Consider the following 18,137-nt stretch of genomic DNA (forward strand, 5'->3'; position numbering starts at 1 on the left):
GACGTCGCTCGCGACGATCCGGGATTGAGAGACACGCCCTAGCAGTCGCCGATCCCCTGCGCGGCCAGTTCGGTCGGCGTGGCCGGCCGGACCGATACGGTCGAGGCGTCCGCAGTGGTGCCGGTGCCGTCGCGCAGGGTCTCGAACACGGTGCCGGTCATCCGCCAGGAGCTGTTCGCCGAGGCGATCGTGTACGTCCCGGTGTACCGCCAGACCGGCACCTCCAGCGCCGAGTGGTAGGCCCACAGCGGTGGCACGGTGAACTTGACGGAGGAGGACACCTCCTGCCGGGTGCCGGACACCTGTCCGTACCGGGCGGTGATGGCCACCGTGAATGCCTCGAGCACCTCGGCTTTCGCGGTCTCGCTCACCTCCCAGCGGGAGGAGACGTCCTCGGAGGTCAGCCGTAGCACCTCCTCGGTGAGCGGGTCGCAGCTGCCGTTGATGTCGTCGGTCAGCGGCATCTCGGAAAAGCTCGCGGTGCGTGGAGCGTCCAGGACGAACGTGCAGACGTGACCGTCCCGTGCGCACAGTGCCCCGATCAACTTCTGCTGGTCGACCGGGTCCAAGTTCGCGCTCTCGACGACGGTGCCGGGCGGGTCGAGGATCTCGACGTCGGTGCCGTTCTGATTGCCGGGTGCGATCAGTTCACCGCTGACTATCCAGGACGCCACACCGACGCTCATCTCCAGCAGCAGTTCGGCGGAGCCCACCGGATCGCCACCGGACTCCTTCAGCAGGTCCCAGGAGGTCAGGACGTCGTTGTTCCTCCCGTCGTTGTCGATCTCGATCCTGATCGACTCGCCGGGACCGAGTTCGAAGGCACTGCGGGGGATCTCGAGGTTCTGCGGAACGTCGGTGCCGGGCAGCTTCTGCTGCCAGCCCTTGTACAGCAGGGTGTAGTGGCTCAGGTTGACGATGTCGAAGCCCTTGGTGGCCGCGGCCGCCGCGCGTGGTGCGGGTGCTGCGGTTGCCGCCCCCTGCGTGAGCAGCATGGTGAGCAGTACGCCGAAAGCGGTCAGCAGTCGGCAGGTCGGAGTCAGCCGCATGATGCCCCCAGGTTCGCGAGATCGTCGGTGGCAATGGTGGTCTGCCGAGGTGCGGCGGCCTGGCTCTTCTTGCCACCGGGCCGCGGGGTGTCGATGGTCATGTGCACCAGCCAGGTGGTGTTGCCGAGCAGGATCTGGAAGGTGCCGTTCGACCGCCACACCGGGTAGGTGACCTGCCACCAGCCGATCCGGCCGGGTTCCAGGGTGGTCGCGCCGGTGGCCTTCACGGAGGTGACGTCGGTCTGGGTGCCGCCGGTCGAGACCTTCGTCGAGGTGTTGATCAGGTCGAGCAGCTTGGTGTCCATGGTGACCGACACGTCCCAGCTGGTGGAGAACGTGCGGGTGGTGTTGTTGCTCAGCGTCATGGTGACCTTGTCGCAGGTCAGGTTCCGGTACGGACCGTCGACGACCACCGGTACGGTCGTCTCCTGCGGACGCCCGGCGGAGGTGAACTGGCAGCGGGACCCGTCCTCGGCGCACAGCCGGCGGGCCAGCTCGGCCCCGTCCGCCTGGCTCATCGTCGCCCCGGCCCCCGAACCGGTGGTGACCTCGGTGGTGGTGTTCGGCGGGTCCAGCACGTAGACGTCCTGGGACTGCGTGTTCACCACGAGACCGGCCGGTACTGCGCCCACCTCGCTGTATCGCACGCTCGCCTGCACGGACAGGGTGAGGTCGAAGGTGGCGCCGGTCGGTGTGTTGTCCTTATCCAGGACGGCCCACGTGGTGAGCACGTCGTTCTCCCGCGCGACACTGTCCAGTTCGAAGTGGCCCTGCTCGCCGCCCGCCAGCTGCCAGCCGGTCGGCAGCAGCTCCAGGTTCGGCGGCGGGTTGTTGCCGACGCTCTTGGCGGCGGTCAGCTGCAACGTCTTGCTGGACCAGTTGTGGATCCAGAAGCCGCGGGTCGCTGCGCTCGTGCCGGCCGCGTTCACGCTCCCGCCGGCCGGCGCCGGTTCGGGGGCGGCCGCCCGGGCGGTCATCGGCGACAGGGCGGCCAGCACCACAAGGATGCCGGTCACCGCCGTCGCTCTCCTGCGGTGTCTCATCGGGTGCCTTCCGTGCTGGAGCTCTCGGATGTCGGGGCCGGCGCTGTCGGTGCTGCTGAAGTCGGTGCTTCTGATGTCGGTGCTGCTGATGGTGTTGATGCAGTGGGACTGCTGGCGTTCAGCGAGTCGGTGATGGCCGAGAAGATCGGCGCCACCGGCGATCCGCCGGCGGGGGTCCAGCTCAGGTTGGTGAGCACGACGACGGTCGTGCCGCGGGAGGGTGAGTGGGCGGCGAAGGAGTTGAACCCGGGCATCGCGCCGCCGTAGAGGTGGAAGTCGCCCTGGGTCGCCATCCCGAACCCGTAACGGACCGAGTCCGCCGTGGTCACGCCGTCGTCGGCGATGTCCTTGTTCCACTCCAGCCGCTGCGCCTGGTCGATCAGCGGTCCGTCGACGACAGCGGTGAAGTAGTCGGCCAGCGCTGATGCGGAGGCGTAGCCGGCGCCGGCGGTCCACGCGTAGGACGGATCCAGATCGGAGCGGTCCACCGGCAGCAGCTCGCCGGCCGCGGCCGCCTCGCGCTGTTCGGTCGGCAGCACCCGGTTGTCGGCCGGGGTCTCGAAGGCGTAGCCGTCGGGGTGCGGGGAGGGCAGGTCGTCGGTGGTGCCGGACAGTCCGATGGCGTTCTCGTCGAGCTCGAGCGGGTCGAACAGCATCGTCCGGAAGGCGGTGGCGGCGTCCTGACCGGTGACCTTCTCGATCACCAGGCCGAGCAGGATGTAGTCGGTGTTGGAGTAGAGGAATCCGGCCGGCCCGGTCTGCACCGGATGGGCGAAGGAGATGTCGAGCAGCTCCTGCGGCGTCCAGACCTTGGTCGGGTCCGCGGTGGCCGTCTTACGGAAGCCAGCGTCCTGGTCGTAGGAGAACAGCCCGCTGCGGTACTCGCCGAGCTCCTGCAGGGTCAGCTCGTCGCCGCCCGGGACGCCGTCGACGTAGTCCGAGATGGGGTCCTGCAGTGAGAGCTTCCCCTGCTCCTCGAGCTTGAGCAGGATGCTCGCGGTCATGGTGGCGGTGATGTCGGCGAGCCGGAACACGTCATCGGTGGTCACCGCTTCGCCGCCGCCGACCGTCCGGGTGCCGAACGCCTCGGTCCAGTCGCCCTGCGCCTCGTCGCGCACCAGCACCACCGCTCCGGGGACGCCGTTCTTCGCCAGCGCCTCTTCGATCTGCGGCCGAAGTGTGGCGACGTAGGCGGGCTCGGTGGTCGTTGCGCCGGAGGTCGTTGCTCCTGAGGGCGCGGCGGTGTTCGAGGTCGGGGCCGCCGACGTCGATGCGTCCGGAGCCGCTGTCCCGGTGCTGGTCTCGGACTCGGTGGTCGAGGTGCAACCGGCCAGCAGCGCGGCCGCCACCAGTAGCGACAGGGGTGCCCGGGTGCGCCGGGCCAGGTCTCTGGGGTTCATGCTGCGGACGCTACGAACGCGTCCTCTCACCACCCTCACACCGCTCGTTGGCGGCGGTGGGCTCGGACGAACGCCGTCGGTAGTCCGACTTCGGGGTGCCAGGTCGGACTAGCTTTGCCGGTAGTCCGACTTAGGGGTGCCAAGTCGGACCAACGGACGGTTGTCGACCATCCGGACCCTTTCCGGTGGGTGCCGGACCTGCGACGATCCCGACATGGTCGAGGCGATATTCGGGCTGGTAGGAGTGCTCCTGGGTGGGACGCTGACCTGGCTGCAGACGGTGTACAGCACCCGGCAACAGCGGGTTGCCGAGCTCGACAAGCGCCGGCACGACGAACGCGTGCGATGGATCGAGCACAAGCGCGACGTCTTTGTCGGTCTGCAGACCACAGCACGAGCTTGGAGCAGATGTCTCACCGAGGCTTGCCTTGAGTCTCTGAACGGACGCGCCGGCGACATATCGCTCGTCGACAGCGCGCGGGAGCTCGAGGATCGCTTCCGCGCACATCGGTACGACCTCGACATCCTGTCCGGGAGGAAAGTCAGCGAGGCAGCGTTCGAAGTCGGGAAGCGGCTCGAGATGCTGAGTGAGGCCATCGGCCTGACCACCGATCGGAACACCCTCTACCCGTCGGGCCCGCGGATCAGCTCACGGGACGACTTGGAGACCCGCGTCCGTGAGATCAAGCGGCTGCGGGTCGCGATGGTCGTGGCCATGCGAGAGGAGATCAACGCCCCGATGCTCATCGCGCCCTGAGTCGCTCCTGTTCGGTCCGGCACAAAGCCGCACCGCGGACCCTTCGTGCAGCATCCGACCTGTCCGGAACGAAGCAGCAGCGTCAAGAGGTCGGCGCGCGTCGTCAGGACAGCATCGACTGCCTGACCTGCTGCGCGAGGCCGACCAGTACCGAGGGCTCGACGTCGGGGGAGCCGGAGGTTTCCGTGGTCGGGTACGGGTAGACGAGCTTCACGGAGGCCGACGCGTGGAACCACTCGACGACAAGGACGCCGGAGCCAGCCCCCTCCGAGCCGGGGTCGTTCCACATCACGGCGGGATTGCCAATGCCGTCCACCGGAGTCTGCTCCGGCCTGGTCTTGCCGAGTTGCTCCCACTCATCGATGGTTCCGAACTGCTCGGCGGAGTAGTCCGCGCGCGAGACGCCGTCGGGGGTCGCATCGAAGGTGATGAAGAGGGTGAGCAGCCGGTCCTCGCCGAAGTAGCCGCACTCGGTCGGCTGACCGGGCGGGGTCACGCCGAAGCCGACGTTCGGGAGTGCCCTCGTGACGACGGTATCCGGGAGGTAGATGCAGGCCGATGCCGTCTCGTCCAACTCGCGCTCGACCGCCGCGGCACGAGTGGCGGATCCTTCCGTGGTGCAGCCGGCGAGCAGTGCGGTGGCGACGAGCAGCAGCGCGGGTAGGAGCCGTCTCATGGCGTCACCTCTGCGGTCGGGTCAGGACTCAGCAGAAGCTAGCCGCGGGTAACGGTCTCCGTGGGAGTTCCAGCACGAGCCACTCCCTCAGCCGTCAACAGCTCCCGGATACTCCGCACGTGGGTGAACCTCGGCGCGAGACCTGTGTAGCGTCCGTGGAAGTGGCCTAAGGAGGGACCAGTTCCACGGACGCAACGCCGAAGGTCAGGAGACGAGTTCGCCGGAGTAGTGGTCCTTGTGGAGGCGGCGGAGCTCGCGCTTGAGGACCTTGCCCTGCCCGTCCACCGGTAGGGAGTCGAGGAACAGCACGGCCTTCGGCACCTTGTAGTTGACGGCGCGCTCCTTGCAGAAGTCGGTGAGCTCGCGGTCGGTCAGCACCGACCCGGGCTTGCGGACCACGAACGCGGTCACGGCTTCGGACCAGTACTCGTGCGCCAGCCCGACGACGGCGACCTGCGCGACCTCGGGGTGCGCGTAGATCACCTTCTCCACCTCCTGGGAGGAGACGTTGTAGCCGCCGGACTTGATCATGTCCTTGCGGCGGTCGGCGAAGAACAGGTTCCCGTCGGCGTCGCGGCGCATGAGATCGCCGGTGTGCAGCCAACCCTGCTCGAAGGTCTCGCGGGTGCGCTCGGGGTCCTTGTAGTAGCCGAGCATCACCGCGGGCGTCCGGCACCAGGCCTCGCCGACCTCGCCCTCGGCCACCTCGACCCCGTCCGCATCGACCAGGATCAGCTCGAGCGCGGCGACAGGCTTGCCGATCCAGGCGATGTCGCCACCGGGGATGTCCTCCAGCTCGCGGAACCAGCCGGTGCAGCCCAGCTGCGTCAGCTCGGACTGGCCCCAGTACGTCGCCCACATGAGCGCCGGCGACTTCGAGTTCCAACCGTTGATCATCGCCCGCGGCATGGTCGCGCCGTAGGTGAGCAGCCGCTGCACCGACGACAGGTCGGCGCCGAGGAACGACGCGTGCTGCACCGCGGCGAGGAAGAACGTCGGCGTCTGCACCATCGCCGTGCAGCGCTCGCGATCGATGAGATCGATGGCCAGCGCGGCGTTCACGACGCCGGGCAGGATCACCGAGGCGCCGATGCACAGCACGATGGACAGGTTCCCCAGGCCGGCGATGGTATGCAGCGGGGTGAGGTGCAGCCAGCGGTCATGCGTCCGGACGATGCCGCCGGTCAGTGAGTCGCTGTCGCACTGCGCGCCCATGCCCCAGGCCGGCGCGGTGGCGATCGCGTAGTTGCGGTGCGGGATCAGCACCGCCTTCGGGAACGCCTCGGTGCCGGAGGTGTAGATCATGAACAGCGGATCCCGCTCCTGCACCTCCGCCACCGGCTCGTCCGATCGGACCTCGGAAGCGTAGAAGTCAGCAAAGGACTCCCAGCCATCCACAGCAGGACCGGACACCACGAACGACCGCAGCGACGGCACATCGGCGCGCACCGCGTCGATCCGAGCGACCAGGCCGGCATCGGCGAGCAGCAGCACCGGCTCGGCATGCGTGATCTGGTAGGTGATCTCGGATTCGGTGAACAGGTAGTTGATGCCGGTGGTCACCGCGCCCAGCCGGGCCGCCGCCAGGTAGAGGCAGACGTAGTCGGCGGAGTTCGGGGACATCACCGCGACCACGTCGCCGCGGCCCACGCCACGGTCGCGCAGCGACCAGGCGATCCGGTTGACCCGCGCATCCAGCTCCGCGTAGGTCAGCCGGACCGCGTTCACCCCGTCCGGGGTGTAGTAGGCCAGCGCAAGGTGGTCGGGCTGGTTGCGGGCGTGCCGGCGGATCTGGTCGCCGACGGTCGAGCGTCCGGTGACGGTGTCGTAGACGCCGACGTCGAGCTCGTCGAGGTTCACGCCTCGGCCTTCTGACCGAACTTCCCGACCGAGTAGTACTCCGAGACCGGCTTGCGGCTCAGCTTCTTCGGGAAGCCCTTCGACGGCCAGCCGACCGCGATGGTCGCCGCGGTGATGTAGCCGTCGGGGATGTCGAGCAGCTCCTTGACCTCCGCCTCGTAATGGCAGAGCAGGGTGGTCAGCGCGCCGCCCAGGCCGACGTTCCGCAGGCCGAGCAGGAAGTTCTGGATCGACGGGTACACCGACCCGCCGCCGACGATGGACAGCCGGCCGGAGTCCAGGTCGGTCGGGTGCAGACCGGCCAGCTCAGCGACAGCAACCACCAGCACCGGGATCTCGTCCAGCTCGTTGGCGAAGTCGTCGGCCTTCTTCAGGTACTCCGGCACCTCGAACCCGGCCTGCCCGCCGATCGCGATGTCGGCCTTGCGGGCGTTGTCCAGGTACTCGTTCCACGGGACGAGGTACCACTCCTTGAGCTTGGCCTTCACCGCCGGGTCGGTGACCACGATGAAGTGCACGGGCTGGCGGTTGCCGCCCTGCGGGCCGAAGCGGGCGGCGTCGAAGGCCTTCTCCAGCACGGCCAGGTCGACGGGTTCCTTCTTGTAGAAACGGTTCGTCCAGGCGGTCGAGACGACGTCGTAGAACTCCACTGTTCTGCTCCCTCGATGGGTCGGACACCCGGCGCCTTCGCCGGCTGTCTGCTACGTGATCCAGATCAAATCTGATACTTGACTCGGTCACCCGCCGTGACGGCCGGATCACCGGGATCCGGACGAAAGGTCAAGCTCGGAGCCATGAACAGTCGTGCTGAGCTGGTCGCACACGCAACGGGAAGAAGTCTAGGGCGTGCGAGCCGGTGAGCACAATCACCGATCCAGAAATAAATCTGATCCTAGTTCTTGACGAACCGCAGGTCCGGGGTCGATAGTCGTCATCACCGCCGGAGGACGCCTCACCGTGGAGCGCCCCGGCAGTACCGCTCCCGGCGGTCACGACCGAGCACGGCTCTCGGTCCGGCCGGCGGGCCATCTCCCCCTGGGCCCGGCTCGCCTCGCCATGCCCGGAACCTCACAGCGCACCCGAACCAGCGCACACCACGAAGACCCCCACCACACGAAAGATGGGACAACCCGGAATGCCCGAGACAATGGTGTCCAGCACCCGGCGACGCCGACCGTCGTTCGGTCGTCGCGCGCAGCTCGCCGCGCTCACCACCAGTGCCCTGCTCGTCCTCGCCGCCTGCGGGTCGGACTCGGGCAGCGGCACCTCCAGCACCACAGCGGCCCCGACCACCGCCGCCAGCACCGCCCCCACCAGCGCCGACACCGGCAGCAGCGAGGCACCCACCAGCGGTAGCAGCGAGGCTCCGACCAGCAGCAACGGGGGCGGCGGCGAACTGGCCCCGTTCGAGGAGGCCCTCGCAGCGGCCACCGCCGCCCCGACCTACGACGGCCCGACCGAGGGCCCGAAGCCGGAGGCCGGCAAAAAGATCGCGGTCGTCACCTGTGCCGCGGTGAACACCGGCTGCGCCGCCACCGCGGACAGCGTCAAGGAGGCCGGCGACTCGGTCGGCTGGGAGACCACCATCCTCGACGGCAAGGGCAGCCCGACCGGCGCCAGCCAGGCGATGATCTCCGCGATCAACAGCGGCGCCGAGGGCATCGTGCTGGTCGCCATCGACTCGTCGACCATCCTGCAGGGCATGAACGCGGCGAAGTCCGCGGGCGTCCCGGTGGTCAGCGCGCTGTCGGACAACCAGATGGGCGACGGCGCCGGTCAGGTCTACGCCGAGATCAGCGGGCAGAGCGAGCTGGCCGGCAGCGCCATCGCCGACTACTTCATCGTGCAGAGCGGCGGCACCGCCAAGGTCGCGTCGTTCCACATCGCCTCGCTGGCCTCCACCACCAACCGCTACAACGGCTTCATCGGTGAGATCGGCAAGTGCAGCGGCTGCGAGGTCGTCTCCGACCAGACCTACGGCCTGGTCAGCCAGGCGGAGTTCACCAACCTGATCAAGGGCACGCTGACCGCGAACCCGTCCATCGAGTACATCTTCCTGGACGTCTCGCAGTACGCCTCGATCGCCGCCACCGCGCTGCAGCAGATGGGCATGGACAACGTCGGCGTCGCCGGCGTCGACTGCCTGCCCCCGGAGGTGCAGTCCATCAAGGACGGCACCGGCAGCGTCGCCTGCTCCAACGCCGCAGTCAGCCTGGCCGGCTGGCCGACCGTCAACGAGCTGACCCGCGCCTTCGCCGGTGAGCCCGCCATGGAGGAGAAGATCCCGTTCCGGCTGCTGACCAAGGACATCGTGGACGTCGAGACCGCGCCCTACATGGACGGTTTCACCCCGGCGGACGGCTACAAGCAGCTGTGGGGCGTCACCTCCTGATCGAGGGGACACCACCGGCAGCGAGCTAGGAGACAAACGATGGCGACCGACGAGGGCGTGCTGATCGACGCACGCGGACTAAGCAAGGTCTTCGACGGTGTGGAGGTGCTGGGCGACGCCGACCTGCGGGTCGAGGCCGGCCGGATCCACGCCCTCGTCGGTGCCAACGGTTCCGGCAAGTCCACGCTGATCAAGATCCTGTCCGGCTACCACACCCCGACGAGGGGCACCGTGGACATGCCGGCCGACCCCGGGACCGGGCTGCCCGCACCCATGGCCTTCGTGCACCAGGACCTGGGTCTGGTGGAGACCATGAGCGTGCAGGAGAACATCGCGCTGGCCTGTGGTTTCGCCACCGCTGGTGGCCGCATCAAGTGGCGGACGGTGCAGGCGCAGGCCCGCGACCTGCTCACCGAGTTCGGCGTCGACGTCGACCCGGAGATGCCGATCGGCGAGCTGGGCGGCACCGAGCGGCGGCTGGTCGCCATCGCCCGGTCCTCCCACTCGCTGGGCGGCCGGCGCGGGGTGCTGGTGCTCGACGAGCCCACCGCCGCGCTGCCGCCGGACGAGGTGCACCAGGTGTTCGAGCTGATGCGGGTGATCGCCCGCCGCGGCTCCGGGGTGCTGTTCGTCTGTCACAACCTGGTCGAGACCCTGGCGGTGGCTGATGATGTCACCGTGCTGCGCAACGGCCGGGTGGTCGCGCAGACGCTGGCCAAAGACACCAGTCCGGAGCTGCTCGCCCAGGCGATGTTCGGCGGGGCGGTCGATGCTGTGGGTAAGACGCGCAAGGCCGGGCACCGCACCGACGAGGTCGGGCTGCGGCTGCAGAGCATCAGCGGCAAGCGGGTCAAGGAGCTGGATCTGGCGGTGCACGTCGGCGAGGTCGTCGGCGTCACCGGCCTTGTCGGCTGCGGGAAGTCGGAGCTGGGCCGGATCATCGCCGGCGCGCAGAAGTCCACCGCCGGCACCATCGCCGTCCGCAGCAGCACCCCGCAGTCCTGGCGGTCCCCGGACCACGCCATGACCCACGGTGTCGCCTACGTGCCGCCGGACCGGCGCCGCTCCGGCGGCGTGCTGACCATGCAGGCCCGGGAGAACGTCACCCTCTCCACCGTCGACACCTTCTTCACGAAGGGCCGGATCGACAAGAAGGCGGAGACGAAATCCGTTGCGGCGCAGATGGTCGAGGTCGGCGCCGTGCCCGCCCGCCCGCAGCAGCCGTTTGCGGCGTTCAGCGGCGGCAACCAGCAGAAGCTGGTGTTCGCCCGGGTGCTGCGGCTGGCGCCGAAGGTGGTCGTGCTCGACGACCCCACCCAGGGGGTGGACGCCGAGACCATCCCCGAGTTGTACCGCTTCATCCGCTCCATGGCCGCGCAGGGCTGCGCGGTCGTGGTGATCACCGCAGACATCGACGAACTGGTCGAGGTCTGTGATCGGGTGGTCGTCCTGGAGGACGGCCGGCTCGTCGACGACATCGAAGGGAACGACGTGACGATCGAACGGATCGGCAGCGCGGTGGCCCGCGGCAGCAGCGCGGCGGTGACGGCATGACCGCCGGGCCGGAGACCCCCGCGAAAACAGCCAAGGCCGAGACCCCGGCACCCCGGAAGGTGGTGCGCCGCCGGATCGGCGTGGCCGAGAGCCTGGAGCGGCTCGGCGTCCCGGTGCTGCTGGTGGTGCTGATCATCGTGTTCGCGATCGCGCTGCCCGCCACCTTCCCGACGATGCGCAACGCCTCCGGCATCCTGTCCACCGAGGCGGTCGGCCTGATGCTGGCCTTCGGCGCGCTGGTGCCGCTGGTGTGCGGGGAGTTCGACCTGTCGATCGGGTTCGTGCTGTCGTTCAGCTCGATGCTGGTCGCGGTGCTGACGATCAACCAGGGCTGGAACGTCTGGGTCGCCTCGCTGGTGACGATCGTGGTGGCGGCGCTGCTCGGCGCGTTCAACGCGTTGCTGGTGCAGTTCTTCCGGATCTCCTCGTTCATCGCGACGCTGGCCTCCGGCACCGTGCTGAGCGGGATCACGTTGCTCATCTCGGATTCCACCATCGTCACCGGCTCGCTGCCGGACTCCTACACCGGCATCGGCTCCGGCGGCCCGGGCGGGATCGCACCCGCGGTGTTCATGGCGCTGGCCGTGGGCCTGATCCTCTACTACGTGCTCGAGCACACCCCGACCGGCCGCCGGATGGAGGCGATCGGCCAGGGCCGGGACGCCGCACGGCTGGCCGGCGTGAAGGTGAACCGTTTGGTGGTCACCAGTCTCATCGTGTCCGGCGGTGTCGCCGGGCTGTGCGGGGTGGTCAACACCGCGACGCAGGGCTCCGCCGATCCCAGCGTCGGGCCCGGGTTCCTGCTGCCGGCTCTGGCCGCCGCGTTCCTCGGTGCCACCACCATCCGGCCGGGCCGTTTCAACATCATCGGCACCCTGCTGTCGGTGTTGCTGCTGGCGGTCGGCGTCAACGGCCTGTCGCAGCTGGGCACCCCGCAGTGGGTCGGCCCGGTGTTCAACGGCGGCGTGCTGCTGCTCGCGGTCGGCGCCGCCCAACTCCGCCGCCGGTCGCTGTGACCGGGTCCACCCCAGCCGGACCGGCAACCGCGGCCCGGCCGGGAGAGGCTGTCCCGCAGCCGCTCTGGGACTTCCAGTCAACGCTCACAGCGCCGGACGGGATGACCGCGGCGCAGCTGCTCGGCGGGTACGACGACTACATCAACGGTGATGCACCGGCGGTGGCGCACGTCGATCTGCAGGTCCCGATCCGCGAGGTCAACGGCTGGCGGGTCACCGCCGACATCCACCGGCCGGTCGGCGACGGTCCGTTCCCGGTGCTGGTCTACCTGCACGGCGGCGCCTGGATCATGGGCGCCCCGGCCACCCACCGCCGGCTGGCCGCCGAGCTGGCCCAGAACGGGCTGCTGGTCGTCGTTGTCGACTACCGGCGGGCACCGAAGCACCGCTTCCCGGGCGGCGTCGAGGACACCATCGATGCGGTGGGTTGGGTGCGCGAGCACATCGCCGACTTCGGCGGCGACCCGGCGACGGTGCTGATCGGCGGCGACTCGGCCGGGGCGAACCTGGCGGCCGCGGCCATCGCCTCCGGGGTGAAAGTCCAAGCGGCGCTGCTGTTCTACGGCATCTACGACGTGCACCGCGCACTGCCGACCATCGCCGCGCTGGTCGGCGAAGGCGAGAACCAGCTGTACCTGACATCCGAGGACTACCGGTCGATCACCGACGATCCCCGGCTGCATCCCGAGCGCTACCCCGACACCTTCCCGCCCACCCTGGTGCTCACCGGCGACGGTGACCCGGCCGCGGACGAGAGCTACTCACTGGCAGCGCGTCTCGGCCATGCCGGTATCGACCATCAGCTGGTGGTGCTGGCCGACTCGCCGCACGGGATCCTGCAGCTGCCCGGCGCCCCCGGCCACGGCCAGGGCCTGGCAGCGATCCACGACTTCCTGCAGCGCCGCGGACTGACCCGCGCTGCCCCCACCGAAGACACGACTGGAGGTTCGCCGTGACGGTCCAACCCGATCCGCGCGAAGCGACCGAGGACGAGCTGCGGCTCGCCCTCGAGTCCGCCAACATCCCCACCCTGCTGATGACGGTGGCGCACCTGACCGGCGACCACTCGTGGCTCGAGGAGCCGTACCGGCCGACCCGCACCGTGGCGCTGGACGACCACGACACCGGCGGCCTCTCGCCGGAGCGGCAGGCGGAGGTGCGCGCGGCGACGCTGGAGGTGCTGCGCCGGGAGCGGGACGGCAGCCTGCCGACGCCGGAGCCGCCGACCGACCAGCAGATCGTCGAGATGCTGTCGGTGGCGATGGGCGAGACCGTGCCGGCCGAGTACGGGCCGATGCTGGCGGAGGAGTCGCGGTTCCGGCTGCGGGACGTCACCTGGACCGCTGAACCCCCGACCGCAAGGCTCGCCGACTTCAAGGTGCTGGTGGTCGGGGCGGGGGTGTCCGGGATCTGCACGGCCATCAAGCTGAAGGCGCTGGGCATCCCGTTCACCGTGGTGGAGAAGAACGACGACATCGGCGGCACGTGGCTGGAGAACGACTACCCGGGATCGGGCGTGGACACGCCGAGCCACCTGTACTCGTTCTCGTTCGAGCCGAGCCCGACGTGGTCGCGGTACTACGCGAAGCAGCCGGAGATCCTGGCCTACCTGCTGCGGATCGTGGACAAGTACGACCTGCGCAGCTCCATCGAGTTCGGGGTGGAGGTGGAGTCGGCGGAGTACGACCCGGCGTCCTCGTCCTGGCGGGTGGGGCTGAAGCGGGCGGGCGGTGCGGTGTCGGTGGAGAACCCGAACGTGCTGATCACCTCGGTGGGGCAGCTGAATCGGGCGCAGTTCCCGTCGACGCCGGGGCTGGCCGACTTCGCCGGGCCGATGTTCCACTCGGCGCAGTGGCAGCACGACGTGGACCTGGCCGGTAAGCGGGTGGCGGTGCTGGGCACCGGGGCGAGCGCGATGCAGATCGTGCCGACGCTCGCCGGGACGCCGGCGGAGCTGACCGTGTTCCAGCGCTCGCCGCAGTGGGCGGCGCCGGTGAAGAACTACCGGCGGGACATCAGCGCGGGCAAGCAGGTGCTGCTGGAGCACGTGCCGTACTACGCGACCTGGTACCGGATCCGGCTGCTGTGGATGTTCAACGACAAGCTGCACGAGTCGCTGCAGGTGGACCCGGCGTGGGAGTTCCCGGAGCGGTCGATCAACGCGGCGAACGACAAGCACCGGGCGTTCTTCACCGAGCACATCCGGCGTGAGATCGCCGGCCGCGAGGACCTGTGGGACAAGGTGCTGCCGACCTACCCGCCGTACGGCAAGCGGATCCTGATGGACAACGGCTGGTACGAGGCCATCCAGCGGGACGACGTGGAGCTGGTGACCACGGCCGTCGATCACGTGGAACCCGATGCGGTGGTGACGGCGGACGGGCAGCGGCACGAGGCGGACGTGCTGGTGCTGGCGACCGGGTTCCAGAGCAAGCGGGTGCTGTACCCGATGGACATCCGCGGGGCGAGCGGTACGTCGATCCGCGAGCTGTGGGGCGACGAGGACGCCCGGGCCTACCTGGGCATGACGGTGCCGGACTTCCCGAACCTGTTCGTGGTGTACGGGCCGAACACCAACCTCGGCCACGGCGGCAGCGTCATCTTCCACACGGAATGCCAGGTCAACTACATCACCCGGCTCCTGGTGCAGATGCTGGAGCAGGGGATCGCGTCGATCGATGTGCGGCAGGAGGTGTTCGACCGGTACAACGCCGACGTCGATGCCGCGCACGAGAAGATGATCTGGAATCACCCCGGGGTGGACACCTGGTACCGGAACTCCTCGGGCCGGGTCGTGACGAACACCCCCTGGCGGCTGGTGGACTACTGGGCGATGACCCGGCGGCCGGACCTGTCGGACTACCAGGTGACGCGGCTCGGCACGACCGTCCCCGCTGGTACCGGCGGCGGCGCGAGAGGTCCTGTTCCGGGCGCGGGCAGGCCGTAGGGTCAGGGTTTGCTATCGGTGGATCGGGGGTGAGTGGTGGCCGGCAGGGTGGAGCGGGCGCCGTCCCGCGGTGAGCTGTCCGCGCACACTGCCCGGCGCATCCTGCGGGACGTCACCGAGCGCGGGTTGCGGGTGGGGGAGTCGCTGGGCGACGAGTCCTGGCTGATCGAGCACTACGACGTGTCCCGCGGGACGCTGCGCGAGGCGCTGAAGCTGCTGTCCTTCCTCGGCGCGATCACGGTGAAATCCGGGCCGCGGGGCGGTCCGCAGCTCACCACGCCCGGGTCGGCGGTGGTGGGGTCGGCGCTGGGGATGGTGGTGCAATTCCGCGGGGCCACCCTGCACACGGTGTTCCAGGCCCGGGCCGCGATCGAGCCGGCCGTCGCCGCGCTGGCCGCGTCCTGCCGGAACGAGACCGACCTGCGGGTGCTGGACCGCCAGGTCGACCTGCTCCGCGCCGCCCAGTCCACCCACGGCCCGGTGTATGCCGGCCACTCCGAGCGCTTCAACTTGTTGCTTGCCGAGGCCTCCCACAACGAGGTCCTGGCCACCACCGTGCCGGCCATGGCGGCCATGACCGCTGCTGTGACATGGCGTTATGGTCCTGGGATGCGTCCGGAGCTGACCGAGCGGATCGGGCGGGTGGTGGCAGCGGTGCGGGACTCTGATCCTGCGGCGGCGACCGCTGAACATGCGGCGATGTTCGGCTGGCTCATCGACGAGCTCCTCGAGTCCCAGCCGGCGCGGATGCAGGCGAGGATCCTCTGGCCGGATGTGGATGAGATCCTGGCGGATCAGCGGTACGGGTGACCGCCTCGAATACCACGAACCGAGCGCGAAAGCCTAGGTACCACGTAGCATAGACGGCAGAACTGTCGACACCTTGAACGGGGGAGCCTAAGCCGTGTCCGAAAACCAGACGGTAGACATCCAACCCACTCCGAATGTGCTGCTAGCACTCACACGGACCCCGATCACGCCAATCGACGCACTGTGCGAACTTATCGACAACTCGCTTGACTCCTTCCGCAGCGCCGATGTCTCGGGTGGCGCCGCAAAGCCGCGCCATGTCATCGTGGACCTACCGGGCATTACTGAAGTAGCCCGAGGGGAGGGCCTGGTGCGAATCAGGGATACAGGACCCGGCCTGACCCTCCAGCAAGTGACTAACGCACTGAAGGCCGGCTTCTCGTCGAAGAACGCCTTCGACACACTTGGACTCTTCGGTATGGGTTTCAACATCGCGACTGGCAAGTTGGGCCGACAGACAACAATTGTCACCGCCGCGGAAGACGACGACATGGCGCTACAAGTCGAGCTGGACCTTCCTTCACTAATAGAGAATGAATCGTTCGAAGTACCGACCTCCCGGATCCATAAGCCCCATGGAATGCGTCATGGAACCATTGTCGAGATCCGAGGTTGGTGGCCCGACAAGGATCCAAACAATGCCTTTATACGTAGACTCGCCGCTACACCGCGTAAGACGATTCGAGAACAGCTTGCAAGGCGATACGCAACCCTGCTCAGAAGAACGTCGGAGAATCCCATAAGGATCACAGTTAACGATGACACGCATCCAGCATTCGAACATTGCGTGTGGGGCGAACACCGATTTGTGGAGCGAGCTGGCCGCGGCCGAATCAATGCTCGAATAGTATTCGACGAAGTTCTGGCGAGCTCGGTCAGGTGCATACAGGACGGATCTGACATGGGCGGAAACGAGGTCTGTCTGCGATGCGGCGGTCGAGACAGCCGCATGGTTGAAGAGCGCGTCAAAGGGTGGGTCGGAGTTCAGCGATTCGACGACCAGAACGAATACGGCATCGACCTGATACGAAATGGCCGGGCGATTCGAGTGCAGGAGAAGAGCGCCTTCTTCGAGAATATCGACGAGGACACGAAGAAGTCAGAACGCGAATATCCTGTAGATCAACAGTACGGCCGAATAGTGGGCGAAGTGCACTTAGATCACGTGCCAGTCGATTTCACCAAGCAAGATTTTCAGCGCACCAGTGATGAATGGCACGCTGCGATGGAGTTTCTGCGAGGCAAATCGCTACTTCCAAGCAGATGGCCCGAAGGATACGACAACACTTCCCCGGTCTCGCAGATATTCCAGGGATACCGCAAGGTCCGAAACTTTGGCACGCCAGATATGTACATGGGCGAGTACAATCCCGCTAAAGGTAAGGCCGACAGGGTCGCGAGGTCAGTGGAGCGCGAATATCTTGAATTGTTCAAAGCGAAAGTACCTGGCTACTATGATGACGAAAAATGGTGGGAACTGGTCGTCCGGGCTGGCGACAAACCAATAGACACTCTGCCCGAATGTCCCGAATGTCAATACCAGAACGCGCCGAACGCAGAGATGTGCGAGATGTGCGGGCACGTGCTCGACGGCAAGGCATGTCTAAACGCCAATTGTACAGAGACTATTCCGCGGTCGGCAATTGCATGCCCGACGTGCGGCGCATCACAGGTTCCAGAGGTTCGTGACCCTTGGAAGTGCAATATCTGTGACAGTGTGAACCCTTCTGAATCGGAAAAGTGCGAGCGGTGCGATGAGCTTCGCGGAGCACCGAACCCATCCGATCCGGAAACGCTCGCACTAACGGCGGAACGTTGGGATGACCTATCAATTGATGGTCTGAAACTACAACTAGCCGACGGAAGTACGAGCTCGCCTATCGATCTGGTGAGCTACCTGGTCCCTAGACCTATCGTTCCCAAATTTGGGCGGCCCAGGGTTCCTGTTGCTACCAGGCGACACGCGGTCAGGATAGAAATCTACTTCGATCGTACACACCCGGCGTTCGCTGATTACGGGATGCGACCGGAGGACGCCGCGGCTACGGAGCTTGCTCATTATATGTATGAACGCCACCCGGGGCTTATCGGACGCGTCGAACATTCTCCGGCCACTCTGATGGCGCAGATCCTCCAGGTCGCCTGGGGCGATGATCTTGCCGAGTCTCCAGAGACCGTGAAAGCAGAGGTCAATGCCCTATTTGCCTTGATATCGGAGAAGGCAGCAAAGTTGGGATCAGCGCCCGACTTTTATGGCGAGCTCGATGAAGGACAGCAGGGGAATCTTGCGAGTGCAATCATCGCCTCAGGAGCCGACTTGACTCAGTTCAGTTCTCTCAAGCAGTCTGGGGAATATCTTACCTACGCCGATCTCTCCACTCTTGTCGGCTTCTTCCGGTTCAGCCCGGCCGAGTGGTTCACGGAAAACGTCTGGTCCGAGGATTGGCCAGGCGAAGAACTAGGAACAGTGGTAGCTCAACGACTCAGGTCTGAGCTCACTACCAAGTATCAAAGGTGCTTGGAGGATTGCGCATCATATGTTGAGTACAGGAATCCTGAACGACTTCTGGTGACTCGAGCGAAGGCAGCAGTCGACTTCCTATCTGCCAAACTGCAGTAGCGTCTGTCCGCCG

At 67.2% G+C, this 18,137-nt stretch carries 14 protein-coding genes; 8 read left to right on the forward strand and 6 right to left on the reverse strand.

All coding sequences use genetic code 11. The features are described 5' to 3' along the window. Window positions 1–38: 38 nt before the first annotated feature. From GIS00_RS14335 to GIS00_RS14345, 3 genes are read right to left on the reverse strand one after another with little or no spacing between them, the layout of a single operon-like run. A complete protein-coding gene (locus tag GIS00_RS14335) occupies window positions 39–1,049 on the reverse strand; it encodes a hypothetical protein (protein WP_154769080.1) in 1,011 nt (336 codons plus the stop codon). Further along, entirely contained in the window at window positions 1,040–2,065 is a 1,026-nt protein-coding gene (locus tag GIS00_RS14340) for a hypothetical protein (RefSeq protein ID WP_154769081.1), read from the reverse strand. The genes GIS00_RS14335 and GIS00_RS14340 overlap by 10 nt, the downstream gene beginning before the upstream one ends. 23 nt (window positions 2,066–2,088) lie before the next feature. Beyond that, on the reverse strand, window positions 2,089–3,492 hold the full coding sequence (locus tag GIS00_RS14345) for a serine hydrolase domain-containing protein (protein WP_154769082.1): 1,404 nt from the start codon (window positions 3,490–3,492) through the stop codon (window positions 2,089–2,091). 214 nt (window positions 3,493–3,706) lie between these two features. Here GIS00_RS14345 and GIS00_RS14350 point away from each other — a divergent pair, with 214 nt between their 5' ends. Beyond that, window positions 3,707–4,249 carry a hypothetical protein gene (locus GIS00_RS14350; protein ID WP_154769083.1) on the forward strand — a complete coding sequence of 181 codons (543 nt, stop codon included), beginning with the start codon at window positions 3,707–3,709 and terminating at the stop codon, window positions 4,247–4,249. Between the two features lie 103 nt (window positions 4,250–4,352). On the opposite strand, the gene GIS00_RS14355 is transcribed toward GIS00_RS14350, so the two are convergent. The 3 genes from GIS00_RS14355 to GIS00_RS14365 all read right to left on the reverse strand — a co-directional run bounded on the left by GIS00_RS14355 (window position 4,353) and on the right by GIS00_RS14365 (window position 7,435). Continuing rightward, window positions 4,353–4,925, reverse strand: a complete 573-nt coding sequence (locus GIS00_RS14355; protein WP_154769084.1) for a hypothetical protein — start codon at window positions 4,923–4,925, stop codon at window positions 4,353–4,355. A 204-nt stretch (window positions 4,926–5,129) separates the two neighbouring features. Beyond that, window positions 5,130–6,785 (reverse strand): class I adenylate-forming enzyme family protein, encoded by a 1,656-nt coding sequence (locus GIS00_RS14360; protein WP_322097964.1) that lies wholly within the window; start codon window positions 6,783–6,785, stop codon window positions 5,130–5,132. Continuing rightward, entirely contained in the window at window positions 6,782–7,435 is a 654-nt protein-coding gene (locus GIS00_RS14365; protein WP_322097965.1) for a nitroreductase family protein, read from the reverse strand. Before GIS00_RS14365 ends, GIS00_RS14360 begins: the two co-directional genes overlap by 4 nt. A gap of 470 nt (window positions 7,436–7,905) precedes the next feature. Here GIS00_RS14365 and GIS00_RS14370 point away from each other — a divergent pair, with 470 nt between their 5' ends. The 7 genes from GIS00_RS14370 to GIS00_RS14400 all read left to right on the forward strand — a co-directional run bounded on the left by GIS00_RS14370 (window position 7,906) and on the right by GIS00_RS14400 (window position 18,124). Continuing rightward, window positions 7,906–9,177 carry a sugar ABC transporter substrate-binding protein gene (locus tag GIS00_RS14370; RefSeq protein ID WP_154769086.1) on the forward strand — a complete coding sequence of 424 codons (1,272 nt, stop codon included), beginning with the start codon at window positions 7,906–7,908 and terminating at the stop codon, window positions 9,175–9,177. A gap of 39 nt (window positions 9,178–9,216) precedes the next feature. After that, window positions 9,217–10,731 (forward strand): sugar ABC transporter ATP-binding protein, encoded by a 1,515-nt coding sequence (locus tag GIS00_RS14375; protein ID WP_154769087.1) that lies wholly within the window; start codon window positions 9,217–9,219, stop codon window positions 10,729–10,731. Beyond that, window positions 10,728–11,747, forward strand: coding sequence for an ABC transporter permease (locus GIS00_RS14380; RefSeq protein ID WP_154769088.1), 1,020 nt, complete (start codon window positions 10,728–10,730; stop codon window positions 11,745–11,747). The genes GIS00_RS14375 and GIS00_RS14380 overlap by 4 nt, the downstream gene beginning before the upstream one ends. 101 nt (window positions 11,748–11,848) lie before the next feature. After that, on the forward strand, window positions 11,849–12,703 hold the full coding sequence (locus tag GIS00_RS14385) for an alpha/beta hydrolase (protein ID WP_154769089.1): 855 nt from the start codon (window positions 11,849–11,851) through the stop codon (window positions 12,701–12,703). Next, a complete protein-coding gene (locus tag GIS00_RS14390; RefSeq protein WP_322097966.1) occupies window positions 12,700–14,694 on the forward strand; it encodes a flavin-containing monooxygenase in 1,995 nt (664 codons plus the stop codon). The genes GIS00_RS14385 and GIS00_RS14390 overlap by 4 nt, the downstream gene beginning before the upstream one ends. A 36-nt stretch (window positions 14,695–14,730) precedes the next feature. Next, window positions 14,731–15,504 carry a FadR/GntR family transcriptional regulator gene (locus tag GIS00_RS14395; protein WP_154769090.1) on the forward strand — a complete coding sequence of 258 codons (774 nt, stop codon included), beginning with the start codon at window positions 14,731–14,733 and terminating at the stop codon, window positions 15,502–15,504. A 94-nt stretch (window positions 15,505–15,598) separates the two neighbouring features. Continuing rightward, window positions 15,599–18,124, forward strand: coding sequence for an ATP-binding protein (locus GIS00_RS14400; RefSeq protein WP_154769091.1), 2,526 nt, complete (start codon window positions 15,599–15,601; stop codon window positions 18,122–18,124). Window positions 18,125–18,137: the final 13 nt, after the last annotated feature.

Origin of the sequence: Nakamurella alba, from assembly GCF_009707545.1 — a bacterium.
GTDB classification, from domain to species: domain Bacteria; phylum Actinomycetota; class Actinomycetes; order Mycobacteriales; family Nakamurellaceae; genus Nakamurella; species Nakamurella alba.

What these genes read in the sequence shown, in the direction of transcription:
- GIS00_RS14335 (WP_154769080.1), bottom strand. Translation starts at nt 1,049, where the DNA reads ATGCGGCTGACTCCGACCTGCCGACTGCTGACCGCTTTCGGCGTACTG.
- GIS00_RS14345 (WP_154769082.1), bottom strand. Translation starts at nt 3,492, where the DNA reads ATGAACCCCAGAGACCTGGCCCGGCGCACCCGGGCACCCCTGTCGCTA.
- GIS00_RS14350 (WP_154769083.1), top strand. Translation starts at nt 3,707, where the DNA reads ATGGTCGAGGCGATATTCGGGCTGGTAGGAGTGCTCCTGGGTGGGACG.
- GIS00_RS14355 (WP_154769084.1), bottom strand. Translation starts at nt 4,925, where the DNA reads ATGAGACGGCTCCTACCCGCGCTGCTGCTCGTCGCCACCGCACTGCTC.
- GIS00_RS14370 (WP_154769086.1), top strand. Translation starts at nt 7,906, where the DNA reads ATGGGACAACCCGGAATGCCCGAGACAATGGTGTCCAGCACCCGGCGA.
- GIS00_RS14375 (WP_154769087.1), top strand. Translation starts at nt 9,217, where the DNA reads ATGGCGACCGACGAGGGCGTGCTGATCGACGCACGCGGACTAAGCAAG.
- GIS00_RS14380 (WP_154769088.1), top strand. Translation starts at nt 10,728, where the DNA reads ATGACCGCCGGGCCGGAGACCCCCGCGAAAACAGCCAAGGCCGAGACC.
- GIS00_RS14385 (WP_154769089.1), top strand. Translation starts at nt 11,849, where the DNA reads ATGACCGCGGCGCAGCTGCTCGGCGGGTACGACGACTACATCAACGGT.